Here is a 14,193-nt window from a genome sequence, read left to right as displayed (position 1 = left end):
GATGTGGCCAAGGTGGGGAGATGGGAGTGGGGATGAGGCGCGGGGTGGTGTTGGTCTGGGGCTTGGTTGCGGCGCTCGCTTGGGCCCAGCCGGTGGCGGCGCAGGTGCGAGGCCTCGTTTCGGGGCCCGGACAGACGGCATTCCCGGTCGTCGTGTCCCCGCTGGCGGGTGGAGGCACCGATGGCGCTCCCTTCACGAAAACGCTCTCGCGGGATCTGGAGATCTCCGGGCTGTTCCGTGTGCTTGCGGCCCGGGCATCGGCCACGCCGGATGCGAGCGGGCAGGTCGACTACACCCGGTGGGCGTCCACCGGGGCGCGATTCCTCGTTGCGGGACGCCTCCAGGCCGCAGGGGCCGGGTTTGCGCTCGAGGTGCGCCTCTACGACGTCATCGAGCGCCGCGTCCTCGGCGGGAAGCGCTACGACACGCCTCTCGCCGATCTTCCGCGCATGGCGAACCGCTTCGCGGACGAGATTCTGAGGCTCGTGACCGGAACCCGCGGGCCGTTCGACAGCGAGCTCGCTTTCGTGTCCACGCGGGGAGGGCGCTTCAAGGAAATCTGGGTCATGCGCTTCGACGGTGGAGACCTCCGCCAGCTGACCCGCAACGAGACGATCAACCTGTCGCCGAGCTGGGCGCCCAACGGCCGGTCGCTGCTCTATACATCGTACCGCGACGGGCGCCCGCGCCTGTATCAAGTCGATACGCGCACCCAGCGTCGCCGGCGGGTTCTGGGCGGACCCGGGCTCGTCGTCGGTGGGCGTTATTCTCCGAACGGCCGGCAGATCGCGGTTTCTCGTGAGGAAGCGCGCGGGAACACCGAAATTGTGATCGTCGACAATGATGGGAAGACGGTAGAAGTCGTCACGCGCAACGAGGGGATCGACGTCAGTCCGACGTGGTCGCCCGACGGTGCCCGGCTGGCGTTCTGTTCGTCGCGGGCCGGAAGCCCGCAGATCTACGTGGTCGATTCGAGCGGTGGGGCGCTACGTCGGGTAACGCGCCAGGGGAATTACAACACGTCGCCGTCCTGGTCGCCGACCGGCGAACGCATCGCGTACACTGGTCGCGTCCCCGGCGGGTCGTTCCAGATCTTCGTGGTCGATCTGGCCACGGGGGGTGTTCGGCAGGTGACGAGCGGCCCCGGAGACAACACGAGCGCGAGCTGGTCGCCCGACGGTCGCTATCTCGTTTTCAGCTCGACGCGCGCGGGGGGCGAGGAGCTGTTCGTCTCCGATTGGCGTGGGCGACAGCAGTATCGATTGAACACAGGGCCTGGCGGTGATACCAGTCCAGCTTGGTCGCCGTGGCTCAATTGAGCCAGTGAAGGTTGGCCCGCTGTGAGGAGAGGACGACATGGGGCGGGGGCTTGGGATGCAGCGATCTTCGTATGCACGCCGCGGACGCGGCAGTGCCGAAGCTAGCAGGAGTGGTGGTCGCGTCGCGGTTCGAACGCGCGACGACGAACGGTCGATGTGGATGACGATGGTGGTGGCCCTCGCGGCTGCCCTCGCTCTTCTCGCGTCGGGTTGTTCGATGACCGACGATGAGAAGAAGGACGACATCTACTCGGGCTACGACGGAGCCCAGTACGAGGGTGCCGGCCCGGTTGGAGAAAGCGATTTGCCAGGCGGCCTGCAGGAAGGTTCGAGCCTGGATCACTACCGGCAGGGCACGCTCGGTGGGGGATCGCAGGGCCCGCTCGACGACATCTATTTCGACTACGACTCCTACAGCCTGTCGATGGATGCCCGAGAATTGCTTGACTTGAACGCGGAGTGGTTGCGCGCCAACGGCAACGCCCGGATCGAGATCGAAGGCCACTGCGACAGTCGCGGCACGATCGAATACAACCTCGGCCTCGGCGCTCGCCGCGCGACGGCCGTCCGGGACTATCTCGTCAGCATCGGGATCTCGCCGGAGCGGATGTCGACGATCAGCTACGGCAAGGAACTTCCGGCCTGCCAGGACGAGACGCCGAGTTGTTGGTCGCAGAATCGCCGCACTCACCTCGTCGTCCTGAGCTGATTTTAGAACGAACCCCCGAGCGGGTGGGGGGCTGGAGTAACGATGGACAAGCTGGATCCAAATAGACGCCTCATGGGCAGGTCACGCACGGCAGTGCTCGCGATTGCCGTAGGCACCACAGCTATGCTCGCCGGCTGTGCCTCGCAGGTCGATCTCTCGTCGATCCGCCGGGAGCAGCGCATGCTGGCCCGTCGTCTGGCCGATCAACGGGCCGACCTCGATCGGCTGAATTCGGAAGTCTCTCGACTTCGTGGGCGCTCCGCCGATTCGCGTTACGCGTCGGGATCGACGCACGGGAAGCCCGCCGATCGGTACGCGCAGGGCGGGTATCCTCCGGGCACGGACACGCCTCCGGGCGGCACGGCCGGGCGCGATTACGGAACCGGCACGGACTATTCGGGCCAGCCCACGACCCCGCCGGGAACACCTCCCGGCGTGGATCCGGGTAGTGCCGGTGGAGGTTCTGCCGCCGGTGCTACGCCCACGCCTCAGGGCTCGGGCGCGTCGAACCTGCAGAACGACATGGCTCGCGGCAACGACGGCGAGTACCAGCAGGGGCTGCAGAGCTATTCTCGAGGCGACTACCAACGCTCGGTCCAGTCGCTGCGAAACTACGTGAGCCGCAACCCGAGAGACAAGCTCGTCCCGGTGGCTCAGTACTGGATCGGCGAGGCCTACTTCTCGCAGGGCAAATACAACGAGTCGATTCTGGCCTTCAACGAGATCCTGGTGACCTGGCCGGACAGCGATCGGAAGCCCGCCGCTCTGCTGCGCCAGGCAGACGCCTTCGCGCGGACGGGTGACAAGATCGACGCCCGCATGATCCTGCAGAAGTTGATCGAGGATCATCCCGGTAGCCCGGAGGCCGCTGAGGCCAAGGAGCAGCTGCGGGTGCTCGGGGGCTGATTCAGGTTGGTCCGGACCGGTTCGCCGGCTCCGCCCGAAGTTCGGGGCGTGCCGACCGCGGCGTTCGGTGTTAATCAGGTCCGGCGGCGCCAGCCGCTTCCTTCTTGAGAAATGCGCGTCGTTCGGCACCTGAAGGCGGGCGAGCGGCCGTTCCATTCGCCGGTCGTCGCGCTTGGGAATTTCGATGGTCTGCACCTGGGACACGGCGCCATCGTGCGTCGAACCCTCGATCGTGCGGCCGACCTGGGCGGCCAGCCCGTGGTCTTTACGTTCAGTCCGCACCCGGTGGCCGTTCTCGCCCCGGAGCGCGCCCCGAGCCTGATCACCTCGCTGGCCCAGCGGCTCTACCGGCTGCGGGAGGCCGGCCTCGACGGCGTCGTCGTGCAGCGGTTCACGCCAGAGTTCGCCGCGCACACCCCGCGCGAGTTCGTGCAACGATTCCTGCTCGCCGGACTCGGCGCGGCCGTGGTCGTGGTGGGCTACAACGTGACCTTCGGTCGCGATCGTGCCGGAACACCTGACGTCCTCCGTTCGCTCGGCGGCGAGCTTGGGTTCGACGTCGAGGTCGTCGACCCACTCGTTCTCGGCACCCGAAAGGTGAGCAGCAGCCAGGTCCGCAAGGCGATCGCGGCTGGCGACGTCGACATTGCCGGCGAGCTCCTCGGCCGACTCCACGAGGTGCGCGGAATCGTTCGTGTCGGAGATCGCCGCGGCGCGACCATCGGCTTTCCCACGGCGAACATCCTGCCGCGCGGTGGCATGCTGCCGCCCGACGGCGTGTACGCGGTGCGCGTCCTGATCGACGGCGAGCCGACCCGCGGCGGTGTTGCGAATCTCGGCACGAATCCGACGTTCGGCGGCGTGGGGCGTCGTCTGGAGACCCACGTCTTGGACTACAACGGAGATCTCTACGGACGCACGATTCGCGTCGCTTTTGTGCAGCGGCTGCGGGGCGAAGTGAAGTTCGACGGGGTGGACGCGCTCGTCGCGCAGATCCGCGCCGATGCGGAAGCGGCTCGACGAATCGTGGCGGCGACGTCGTGACCAACCCGCCGGCGGAGACCCGGCGCGTGCGGTGTACGGTAGGGGAGGACGACGCCGGGAAACGACTCGACCGCTTCCTCGCCGGACAGGGCTTTTTGCCGACGCGGTCGCGCATCGCCGGGTTGATTCGCAACGGTCACGTCCTCGTCGATGGTCAGGTGCGGAAGACGAGCTTCTCGGTGACGCCTGGCGCCGTCGTCGAGGTGGAGATCCCGCCGGAGCCGCCGTCGGACGTCGAACCCGAGGCGCTTCCCCTCGACGTCCTGCACGAGGACGAGTGGATCGTGGTCCTCAACAAGGCGGCGGGAATGGCCGCGCATCCGGCCCCGGGCTGTCGGCATGGCACGCTGGTCTCGGCTCTTCTGCACCGCTGGGACCTCGGACCCGGCTGGCCCGATCCGCGTCGTCCGGGGATCGTCCATCGGCTCGACCGCAACACGACCGGGGCGATTATCGTCGCGAAGACGCCCGAGGCGATGAACCAGCTGTCTCGCCAGTTCGCGGCTCGGACTGTGAGCAAGACGTACACGGCGGTGGCTCTCGGCGTTCCGCGCGAGGCGGACGGGCTGATCGATCTTCCGATCGGTCGCGACCCCGGCGATCGAAAGAGAATGCAGGCGCGCGATGGGCAGAGTCGCGAGGCCCGCACGCGCTATACGGTTCTCTCCGAGTTCGGTGGGGAGTATCGCGTCGCGTCCCTCGTCCAGGTCACGCCCGAGACCGGCAGGACACATCAGATTCGTGTGCACCTCGCGAGCCTGGGCCATCCACTCGTCGGGGATGCCGTCTACGGAAACGGTCGTGCGCGCCGTGGTACGCCGCCTGCGGAGAAGACTCTGCTGGAGTCTTTTCCGCGTCACGCGCTGCACGCGGCGAGTCTTCGCCTGAGACATCCGCAAGACGGCCGATGGGTCGACTTCGTCGCGCCGCTCGCACCCGACATGCGTGCGCTCCTTCGTGCGTTGGACGCCGGCGAGAGCACCGCGGTCGAACAGGAATAAGCTTGACAGCAATCGCGAGAAGCCAGTACGACCAGCCGCAGTAGCTAGGTTTGAGCGTGCCCGGTCGATTCCGACTGGCACTTCGTTTTTCCGGACTCTTCCCTCCTCTCCCCGAGGCAAATTCCCATGACTCAACGACGCCCCGTGGCGGACTCCGCCAAGGATAAGCCCACGAGTTCCCGTGCCCGCTCCGCGACGGCCGGTGCAGGAGGATCCGATACCGAGGTCGGTACAGGGGTTGGTGCGACGGCTCCGGTCGCCGCCGACGAGCTCGACGAAGAGGCGCCGCCGATCGCCGCGCCGAACGGCGAAGCGCCGCCGCCGATCCATCTGGCCGAACTGAAGGCCATGGAGATCCAGGAGCTCGCGCAGATGGCGCGCGAGTTTGCGGTCGAGGGAGCTGCCGCGCTGCGTCGTCAGGAGCTGATCTTCGGGATTCTGCAGGCACAGACGGCACGGGCCGGGATGATCACGGGTGAGGGCGTGCTCGAGGTGCTCCCGGACGGCTTCGGATTCCTGCGATCGCCGGACTACAACTATCTGCCCGGCCCCGACGACATCTACATCTCGCCGTCGCAGGTGCGTAGGTTCAACCTGCACACGGGCGACGTGGTCGCCGGTCAGGTTCGGCCGCCCAAAGAGGGCGAGCGCTACTTCGCACTCCTGAAGGTCGACGGGATCAACTACGAGGAGCCCGAGAAGGCTCGCGAGAAGATCCTCTTCGACAATCTCACCCCGCTGTACCCTGAGCAGCATCTGAACCTGGAGCATCGTCCCGACGAGGTCACCGGCCGCGTTCTAGACATCATGACGCCGATCGGTCGGGGCCAGCGCGGGCTGATCGTGGCGCCTCCGCGGACGGGTAAGACCGTGATGCTGCAGAACATTGCGCATGGCATCACGAAGAATCACCCCGATGTGATGCTGATCGTCCTGCTGGTCGACGAGCGCCCCGAAGAGGTCACCGACATGCAGCGGTCGGTCAAGGGCGAGGTCGTGAGCTCCACGTTCGACGAGCCCGCGACCCGACACGTGCAGGTGGCCGAAATGGTGATCGAGAAGGCCAAGCGCCTGGTCGAGCACGGCCGCGACGTGGTCATCTTGCTGGATTCGATCACCCGCCTCGCCCGGGCCTACAACACCGTGGTTCCGCCGTCGGGGAAGGTGCTTTCGGGCGGGGTGGACTCCAACGCCCTGCACAAGCCGAAAAAATTCTTCGGGGCCGCCCGAAACATCGAAAACGGGGGCTCCCTCACCATCATCGGCACCGCCCTGATCGACACGGGCAGCCGGATGGACGAGGTAATCTTCGAGGAGTTCAAAGGGACCGGAAACATGGAGGTCCACCTCGATCGGCGCCTGATCGACCGTCGGATCTTCCCGGCCATGGACATCAACCGGTCCGGGACCCGCAAAGAAGAGCTCTTGATGCCCAAAGAGACCCTGAATCGGGTCATCATCCTGCGGCGGCTGCTTTCCCAGCTGAATCCGGTGGAGGCGATGGAGTTTCTCCTGGACAAGCTCCAAGGGGCCAAGACCAACGACGAATTCATGGATTCCATGAATTCTTGAGGCTTTGCGCGGGGAGGGCTTTGCGTCCCTGGGGGGCCTTTGCTAGCCGGTGAGGGTTGCATCCCTACCGGTGCGTCCTGCTCGGTAGGGGATCTTTTAGGGAGACAGTATGCCCGAGCCGACGATGAAACAGCTTCTGGAAGCCGGAGTCCACTTCGGTCACCAGACGAGTCGCTGGAACCCAAAGATGAAGCGCTACATCTTTGGCGCCCGAAATGGGATCTACATCATCGATCTCCAGCAGACGGTGAAGATGTTCCGCGATGTGTACGCAGAGGTGCGCGACCTGGCCGCTCAAGGGGGCCAGCTCCTCTTGGTCGGCACCAAGAAGCAGGCGCAGGATCCGCTTCGTGAAGAAGCCGAGCGCTGTGGCGGGTTCTTCGTCAACACCCGCTGGCTGGGCGGCATGCTCACGAACTTCCAGACGATCAAGGCTTCGATCGATCGCCTGAAGAAGCTCGAGGAGATGCTCGAGGATCCCGCGACGCAGGAGGCCTTCACAAAGAAGGAAATCCTGAACTACTCGCGCGAGCGCGACAAGCTCCACCTCTCCCTGGGCGGCATCAAGAACATGAAAAAGCTGCCGGACGCAGTCTTCATCATCGACCCGAAGCGCGAAGAGATTGCGGTCAAGGAAGCGAATAATCTCGGCATCCCCGTGATCGCGGTGGTCGATACGAATTGCGACCCGGAAGTCGTGGATTACAAGATCCCCGGCAACGACGACGCGATTCGCGCCATCCGGCTCTTCTGCAGCTCGATTGCCGACGCCGTCCTCGAGGGGAAGGCCATTCTCGAAGAGCGCATGCAGGCGGAGAGTGTCGACGATGCCCCGAGTGGTAGCGAGCAGACCCCGCCGGCAGCAGGTGGCGCCGCGCCCGTAGCGCCCGCCGGAGCCTAACCGCAACATAATACGTCCGGCGGATCCCTCAGGGGGATGGCTGGCTGCGATCGCGCAGGCGGCCCTGACGGCTACCGCCAACAGAGGTCACACGAGAGTGGGAATTTCAGCTTTACAGGTGAAGGAACTGCGCGAGAAGACCGGCGCGGGCATGATGGACTGCAAGGCCGCGCTCGACTCGTCGAGCGGCGACATGGAAGGTGCGATCAAGTACCTCCGTGAGAAGGGCCTTGCGACGGCTGCCAAGCGCGCTGGTCGCGTTGCCGCCGAGGGTACGGTCGCCGCGCGACGCGTCTCGGCCGGCGAGGGCGTTCTGCTGGAGCTCAACTGCGAGACCGACTTCGTCGCCAAGACGGATCAGTTCTCCGAGCTCGCGGACCAGCTCGCCAGTGTCCTCGAAGGCTGTGACAAGCTGGATGGCGAGGCGGATGCGGCCTCGATTGGGCTCGATGGCATGCAGATCCCCGGCGGCGGCAACGTCGCCGACACGATCAACGATCGCATCGCTTCGATGGGCGAGAACGTTCTGGCCCGCCGCGTTGGCCGGCTGGCTCCGGGCGACGGGCAGGGTGTCGTCGGCTCGTACATCCACGCCGGTGGCAAGATCGGCGTGCTGGTCGAGGCCAAGACCACCGCTTCGGGCGACGGCGTAGCCGAGATCGAGACGATCCTGCGGGACGTGGCCATGCAGGTCGCGGCCGCCAGCCCCCGGTTCGCCCGCCGAGAGGACGTCCCCGAGTCCGAGCTCGAGAAGGAAAAGGACATCTACCGCGGTCAGGCAGCCCAGAGCGGCAAGCCGGAACACGTCGTTGAGAAGATCGTCTCGGGCAAGATCGAGAAGTTCTACGCCGAGTCCTGCCTCGTCGAGCAGGACTTCATCAAGGACGGCAACGTGACCGTCGGGAAGCTCGTCGAGGAGGCCGGCAAAAAAGCTGGGGCTCCGATCGAAATTACCCGATTCGTTCGCCTCCAATTGGGCGAAGCGTCGGGCGAAGCCTGATAGAGAAGATCCCGGTGGCTTCTGAGCTTGCTTATCACCGGGTCCTTCTGAAGCTTTCTGGAGAGGCCCTGTCCGGACCCGATGGGTCCGGCATCGACGACAATAAACTCGCCCAATTCTCGAAGGAAATCGTGGATGTCCACGCCTTGGGAGTCGAGCTGGCGGTGGTCGTGGGCGGCGGGAACATCTTCCGCGGCGGCAGCGGTAACACGCACGGAATTGAGCGCGCGACGGCCGACTACATCGGCATGCTCGCGACCATCATGAACGCCCTAGCGGTCCAGGCGGCCATCGAGAATCAGGGCGTCCAGACGCGCGTTCTCTCCGCTCTCGAGATGAAAGAGGTCGCCGAGCCGTACATCCGCAGGCGCGCAACTCGTCACCTCGAGAAGGGCCGCGTGGTCCTCTTCGCGGCAGGAACGGGCAACCCGTTCTTCACCACGGATACCGCGGCGAGCCTCCGGGCCGTCGAGATCGGTGCCGATGTCCTCATCAAGGCCACCCGGGTCGATGGGGTCTACGATTCCGATCCGGAAAAGAACCCTGACGCCAAGAAGTACGCGGAGTTGACCTATCTGGATGTCCTGAGCCAGAAACTGAAGGTCATGGACTCCACCGCCATCTCTCTCTGCATGGACAACGAGCTCCCAGTTCTGGTCTATAACCTGCTCGTCCCGGGCAACCTCACCAGGGTCGCTCGGGGAGAGCCGATTGGAACGATCGTGCGTGGAGGGGGCGGCTCGTGATCGACGACGTGCTCGAACAGCTGAAGATGGAGATAGACGCGACCGCGGAGTCGCTGAAGAAGGATTTCTCCAGAGTGCGCACGGGGCGTGCGTCGCCTTCGTTGCTCGATGGGATCTACGTCGAGTATTACGGGGCGAACACGCCCTTGAACCAGCTTGCCACGGTGAACTGTCCTGAACCCCGCTTGATCGTCGTGACGCCGTTCGACAAGAACTCGATCGGCGAAATCGACAAAGCGATCACTGCTTCCGACTTGGGCCTGAACCCGATCAATGACGGTAAGCTCGTACGGATTCCCATCCCCGAGCTGACCGAAGAGCGACGCAAAGACCTCGTGCGCCACGTCAAGAAAATCTCCGAAGACTTCCGAGTCTCGATGCGAAGCCATCGTCGAGACGCGAATGAGCTCCTGAAGGAGCTATTGAAATCGAAGGAAATTGCCGAAGACGATCACCGGCACGCGCACGACAAAGTGCAGACCTTCACTGACGACGGGATCAAGAGGGTCGACGCCTCGCTCAAGGCCAAGGAAGAAGAAATCATGGCGGTATGAGGTCGCGGGAGTGGGGAAGGCAATGACTTCATTATCCTCTCGGATGAGGCAGCTCGTCCGAGATCTCGACCTACACCGTCTTCCTCGGCACGTCGCCATCATCATGGATGGCAACGGCCGGTGGGCTGCCGGTCGCGGGCTGGAGCGTCTCTACGGCCATCGCCGGGGGAAGGCCTCCGTCAAGGCGATCGTCGAGCTCTCGCGAAAGATCGGTATCGAGTACCTCTCCCTGTACGCCTTCTCGACCGAGAACTGGCAGCGCCCCGAGGCAGAGGTGAAGGGGTTGATGAACCTCTTGAAGCGCTATGCCACGACCGAGCTCGACCGCATGATGAAGAACGGCGTGCGGCTGCAGGTCATCGGCAACATGCGCAAGCTTCCTGCCGATGTCCGCCAGGCGTTGCGCCACACGGTCGAGCAGACGAAGCGCAACCGCGATCTCACGGTGATTCTCGCGCTGTCCTACAGCGCTCGTGAAGAGATCGCGAACGCGGTGAAGGGCATCGCCCGCAAGGTGAAGCGCGGTGACCTCCAGCCCGAGGACATCACCGAGGACACGATTGCCGCGAGCCTCGGCACCGCCGGCATTCCCGATCCCGATCTATTGATCCGCACCAGCGGGGAAGTGCGCCTGTCCAACTTCCTGCTGTGGCAGGTCGCGTACACCGAGATCTACATCACCGAGACGCTGTGGCCCGACTTCCGGGAAAAGCAGTTCATCGAGGCCCTTCGTCAGTTCCAGGCACGCGAGCGCCGATTCGGGAAAGTGTCTGCGCAAGCGACGGACGACGTTCCAGAGGCGGTAGTGCCGCCGGATCGAGCTCCCTTGCGTGTTGCGCGCTAGGCTCGCGACTGCGGCGGTAGCGCTCCCGAGCCTCTTCTGGCTGATCTTCTCAGGGCCGAACTGGGCGTTCGCCGGTCTGATTGTCGCCGTCACTGCCATCGGACTGTTCGAGTTTGTCGGGATGTCGGCCCCGGAACATCGCGGGTCGCAGGCGTTCTCGATCCTCGCGGGATTGTTGTTCGCCGGCACTGTAATCCTCCACCGGACCGATGCGCTCGGCTTGGTGCTCTGCCTCGTGCTCGCCGTCGGGCTGATCCTGGCGCTCGCCGATCCGGACATGCGCGGCGCTGTGGACCGGCTCGCGCACAGTTTGCTCGCCGCGCTTTACGTCGGCCTGTTCTTGCCGCATGCGGTGCGATTGCACGCACTCCCGGAGGGAGGTCCGCGGTGGGTCTTCTTCGTCATCGCATGCACCATGGCAGCCGACACGGCAGCGTACTTCGGTGGGCGGTTCGCCGGGAAGACGAAGCTCTTCCCGCGGGTCAGTCCGAACAAGACCGTCGAAGGTGCGATCGCAGCGCTCGGAGGGGCTCTTTTGATAGCCTGGCTCGTCGCCTGGCTGCTGCCGCCCCCGGGACTCACAATGGGATCGGCGCTCTGGTTGGGGCTGATCATCTGGATCCTGTCCCAGACCGGGGACATGATAGAGTCCATGCTCAAGCGGGCGTACGACACCAAGGATTCGGGGTGGATCCTGCCTGGCCACGGGGGCGTTCTGGACCGAATCGACGCACTCGTTTTGCCGTTCGTTTTCACCTACTATTGGAACACGGGCCTCGGATTGTGAACCGAGCGTCTCCGGGAGCTCCCAAGGTATGGTGACCAATATTCTCGCGGCTATCCTCGTTCTGGGGTTGCTAATCTTCGTACACGAGCTCGGACACTTCCTGGCGGCCAAGTGGGTCGGCGTCGGTGTGCTCAAGTTCTCCCTCGGCTTTGGGCCGGCCCTCATCTCGAGGCGCGTCGGCGATACCGACTACTGTCTCTCCGCGATTCCGCTCGGCGGCTTCGTGAAGATGGTCGGGCAAGAAGACGACGGCAGCGATCCGGATCCCAAGACCGTCGACCAGGACAACTCCTTCGCGGTGAAGCCGAGTTGGGCGAAGGCCGTGATCGTCTCGGCCGGCCCCGTGTTCAACTTCTTGTTCGCGTGGCTGCTCTACACGATCCTCTTCGCGACCGGTGTGCCGGTTCTGACGTCGCAAATCGGTGACGTGAAAGAGGACATGCCGGCCGCGGCTGCCGGGATCGAGAAGGGCGACGAGATCGTCGCCGTGAACGGTCAGGCCATCGATCGCTGGGAGGATCTCTCCAACGGGATCAAAGCAGGCGAGGGCGCACCGGTTTCGCTCAAGGTGCTGCACGACGGCGTCGAGCGCACGATGGAGGTGACGCCGAAACAGATCGAGGGCTCATCGATCTTCGGTGAACCCATCCCGACCTGGGTCATCGGCGTCGGTCCCGCCGGCAAGATCATCACCGAGCGCAGCAATCCGATCGTCGCGATCGGGCAGGGCTTCATGCGGACCGTTGAGTTCGTACGGCTCACAGTCGTTTCGATCGTGAAGTTGTTCCAGCGCGTCGTTCCGGCGTCGAGTCTTGGTGGCCCGATCATGATCATGAAGATCGCGGGCGATCAGGCGAACGAGGGGATTCAGGCGCTGATCGCGTTCATGGCGATCTTGAGCATCAACCTGGGCGTCATCAATCTGCTGCCGATCCCGATCCTCGACGGAGGCCACCTGCTGTTCCTCGGAATCGAGAAGGTCGTTGGGCATCCTATCCAGCTTCGGACCCGAGAGATCGCAACGCAGGTCGGCATGTTTCTCCTGATCTCGCTGATGGGCTTCGCGCTCTACAACGATATCCATCGACTCGTCGTCGGGTGAGCGGTCCCACGTCGCTCCTGCGTGTCGTCGGTATCGATACGGCCACGCGGGCCGGGAGCGTCGGCTTGGTGGAAGAGTCGCATGCCGCCCCACCCAAGCGCCTCGCCGAAGTGGCGCACGAGGAGGAACTTCGCCACGCCGAGACGCTGCTGCCGGCGATCGACCAATGCCTGGAGCAGGCGGGCTGCGCTCTGGGCGACGTGCACGGATTCGCGGTCTCGATCGGCCCGGGGTCGTTCACGGGGCTGCGGGTAGGGCTGGCTACCGCCAAGGGGCTGGCTCTCGCGACCGGCGCCTGGCTGGTCGGAGTCTCGACGCTGGAGGCCTACGCCCACACCGAGGCCTGTCGCATGGGGCGCGACGGCTCGGGGGCACTCATCTGTGTGTGCCTGGACGCCCGGAAGGGCGAAGTCTACTCCGCGCTGTTTCGCGCTGCGGGGCCGACCACAGCAGAGCGCGTCCTCGCGGATGCCGTCGAAAAACCGGCGTCGGCGGCCGCCCGGATGGGCGGGCCTCTGATGGCCGGCGCGGGCGCCTGTCCGACGCTACGCGTCGTGGGAGATGGTGGCGAGCGCTATCCGGACGAAATCCTGGCGGCTCTGGGCCGCCGGGCGGCGATCGAGGCGGTCCCACAAAGCCCAGAAGGGCGGGGATTTGCGGTCGCGGAACTCGGGTTGAGGTACTTTCGTGCCGATGGTCCTGCGGACACGGCGTACCTGGCGCCGACCTATCTCAGGGCTTCCGAGGCCGAGCTCAAGTTGCGTGAGAGGCGCTCCGGAGGCACGGAACAGGATTGAAAACAGTGGTCACCGGGCGTAACAATGGGGCCCCCCCCCCAGCATTGGTCGGATGACTGTCCGGTCGGAGGAGACGATACATGGAGAAGCACGACGAGGAGTTGATAAAGTCCCTGGTAGATACGGACTCCGAACTCGATAAGTACTACCGGGAACACGTCGGCTTTGAGCATCAGATCGATGCTCTGAACCGCAAGCAGCACCTCTCCAAGGACGAAGAAACGGAGCGCAAACGCCTCCAGAAGCTCAAGCTGGCCGGGAAGGATCGCATCATGGAGATCCTCGGCCGCCACAAGGGCGAAGGCGCCCTGGCCCACTGACGCGATTGCGGGTTCGGGACCTGGAAGAGCAACAGGTTTGTCACGCGTGGTGAGGCGGGGGCCGTGGCGCCCGAACAGGCTCGATTTGGGCGAAGCGAACCGTTAAACGCTCGCCCATGCGTCACATTATCTCCGTTCTCGTCGAGAACGAGTTCGGGGTGTTGGCGAAAGTCTCAGGCCTGTTCAGCGGGCGCGGGTTCAATATTGAAAGCCTGTGCGTTGCAGAGACTGCCGACTCCACCGTCTCGCGCATTACCCTGGTAACCCAGGGCGATGATCGCGTTCTCGAACAGGTCACGAAGCACCTGAACAAGCTCGTCAACGTCATCAAGGTCGGCGACTTCAGCGCCGTGGCTAGCGTCGAGCGCGAACTCGCCCTGATCAAGGTGAAGGCCGATCCGGCTACGCGCGGTGACGTGCTCAGCGTGATCAACATCTTCCGCGGGAAGGTCGTCGACGTGGCGGCCGGCTCGTATGTCGTAGAAGCGACCGGGAGTCAGGAGAAGATCGAGGCGTTCACGAAACTCCTCGAACCGTTCGGCATCCTCGAGATCGTTCGCACCGGCATGGTGGCTTGCTACCGCGGCGAGC

General features: G+C 64.6%; 15 protein-coding genes and 1 pseudogene. All 16 read left to right on the top strand.

Annotated features, from left to right (window positions below; all coding sequences use genetic code 11):
- The first annotated feature begins 32 nt into the window (after positions 1-32).
- The 16 genes and pseudogenes from tolB (at position 33) to ilvN (ending at position 14,189) form a co-directional block, all read left to right on the top strand.
- On the top strand, positions 33-1,319 hold the full coding sequence (tolB, locus tag P8R42_17930) for a Tol-Pal system beta propeller repeat protein TolB (protein MDG2306489.1): 1,287 nt from the start codon (positions 33-35) through the stop codon (positions 1,317-1,319).
- A gap of 37 nt (positions 1,320-1,356) precedes the next feature.
- A complete protein-coding gene (gene pal, locus P8R42_17925; GenBank protein ID MDG2306488.1) occupies positions 1,357-2,028 on the top strand; it encodes a peptidoglycan-associated lipoprotein Pal in 672 nt (223 codons plus the stop codon).
- Positions 2,029-2,100: 72 nt separating this feature from the next.
- Positions 2,101-2,934, top strand: a complete 834-nt coding sequence (ybgF, locus tag P8R42_17920) for a tol-pal system protein YbgF (protein ID MDG2306487.1) — start codon at positions 2,101-2,103, stop codon at positions 2,932-2,934.
- 111 nt (positions 2,935-3,045) lie between these two features.
- Complete coding sequence (locus tag P8R42_17915) at positions 3,046-3,978, top strand: bifunctional riboflavin kinase/FAD synthetase (GenBank protein ID MDG2306486.1); 933 nt, start codon at positions 3,046-3,048, stop codon at positions 3,976-3,978.
- Positions 3,975-4,979, top strand: coding sequence for an RluA family pseudouridine synthase (locus P8R42_17910; protein MDG2306485.1), 1,005 nt, complete (start codon positions 3,975-3,977; stop codon positions 4,977-4,979). The genes P8R42_17915 and P8R42_17910 overlap by 4 nt, the downstream gene beginning before the upstream one ends.
- Before the next feature lie 324 nt (positions 4,980-5,303).
- Positions 5,304-6,551, top strand: a complete 1,248-nt coding sequence (gene rho, locus P8R42_17905; GenBank protein MDG2306484.1) for a transcription termination factor Rho — start codon at positions 5,304-5,306, stop codon at positions 6,549-6,551.
- Positions 6,552-6,660: 109 nt separating this feature from the next.
- Positions 6,661-7,452 carry a 30S ribosomal protein S2 gene (rpsB, locus tag P8R42_17900; GenBank protein MDG2306483.1) on the top strand — a complete coding sequence of 264 codons (792 nt, stop codon included), beginning with the start codon at positions 6,661-6,663 and terminating at the stop codon, positions 7,450-7,452.
- Positions 7,453-7,549: 97 nt separating this feature from the next.
- Positions 7,550-8,452 carry a translation elongation factor Ts gene (tsf, locus tag P8R42_17895; GenBank protein ID MDG2306482.1) on the top strand — a complete coding sequence of 301 codons (903 nt, stop codon included), beginning with the start codon at positions 7,550-7,552 and terminating at the stop codon, positions 8,450-8,452.
- Positions 8,453-8,466: 14 nt separating this feature from the next.
- Complete coding sequence (gene pyrH, locus P8R42_17890; GenBank protein MDG2306481.1) at positions 8,467-9,198, top strand: UMP kinase; 732 nt, start codon at positions 8,467-8,469, stop codon at positions 9,196-9,198.
- The gene (gene frr, locus P8R42_17885; protein ID MDG2306480.1) at positions 9,195-9,752 is read left to right on the top strand and encodes a ribosome recycling factor; all 558 of its coding nucleotides are present in this window, start codon (positions 9,195-9,197) and stop codon (positions 9,750-9,752) included. The genes pyrH and frr overlap by 4 nt, the downstream gene beginning before the upstream one ends.
- 43 nt (positions 9,753-9,795) lie before the next feature.
- Positions 9,796-10,596, top strand: coding sequence for an isoprenyl transferase (locus tag P8R42_17880; GenBank protein ID MDG2306479.1), 801 nt, complete (start codon positions 9,796-9,798; stop codon positions 10,594-10,596).
- Positions 10,583-11,383, top strand: coding sequence for a phosphatidate cytidylyltransferase (locus P8R42_17875; protein ID MDG2306478.1), 801 nt, complete (start codon positions 10,583-10,585; stop codon positions 11,381-11,383). The genes P8R42_17880 and P8R42_17875 overlap by 14 nt, the downstream gene beginning before the upstream one ends.
- A 28-nt stretch (positions 11,384-11,411) precedes the next feature.
- Complete coding sequence (rseP, locus tag P8R42_17870) at positions 11,412-12,485, top strand: RIP metalloprotease RseP (protein ID MDG2306477.1); 1,074 nt, start codon at positions 11,412-11,414, stop codon at positions 12,483-12,485.
- The gene (gene tsaB / locus P8R42_17865) at positions 12,482-13,282 is read left to right on the top strand and encodes a tRNA (adenosine(37)-N6)-threonylcarbamoyltransferase complex dimerization subunit type 1 TsaB (protein ID MDG2306476.1); all 801 of its coding nucleotides are present in this window, start codon (positions 12,482-12,484) and stop codon (positions 13,280-13,282) included. Before rseP ends, tsaB begins: the two co-directional genes overlap by 4 nt.
- Before the next feature lie 80 nt (positions 13,283-13,362).
- Positions 13,363-13,602, top strand: a complete 240-nt coding sequence (locus P8R42_17860; GenBank protein MDG2306475.1) for a DUF465 domain-containing protein — start codon at positions 13,363-13,365, stop codon at positions 13,600-13,602.
- A 116-nt stretch (positions 13,603-13,718) separates the two neighbouring features.
- A pseudogene (gene ilvN / locus P8R42_17855) lies at positions 13,719-14,189 on the top strand (acetolactate synthase small subunit).
- The last annotated feature ends 4 nt before the right edge of the window (positions 14,190-14,193 follow it).

Source organism: Candidatus Binatia bacterium, from assembly GCA_029243485.1.
Lineage (GTDB): Bacteria > Desulfobacterota > Binatia > UBA12015 > UBA12015 > VGTG01.
Note: the sequence above shows the minus strand (reverse complement) of the source record. Positions and strands in the feature narration are given on the sequence as shown.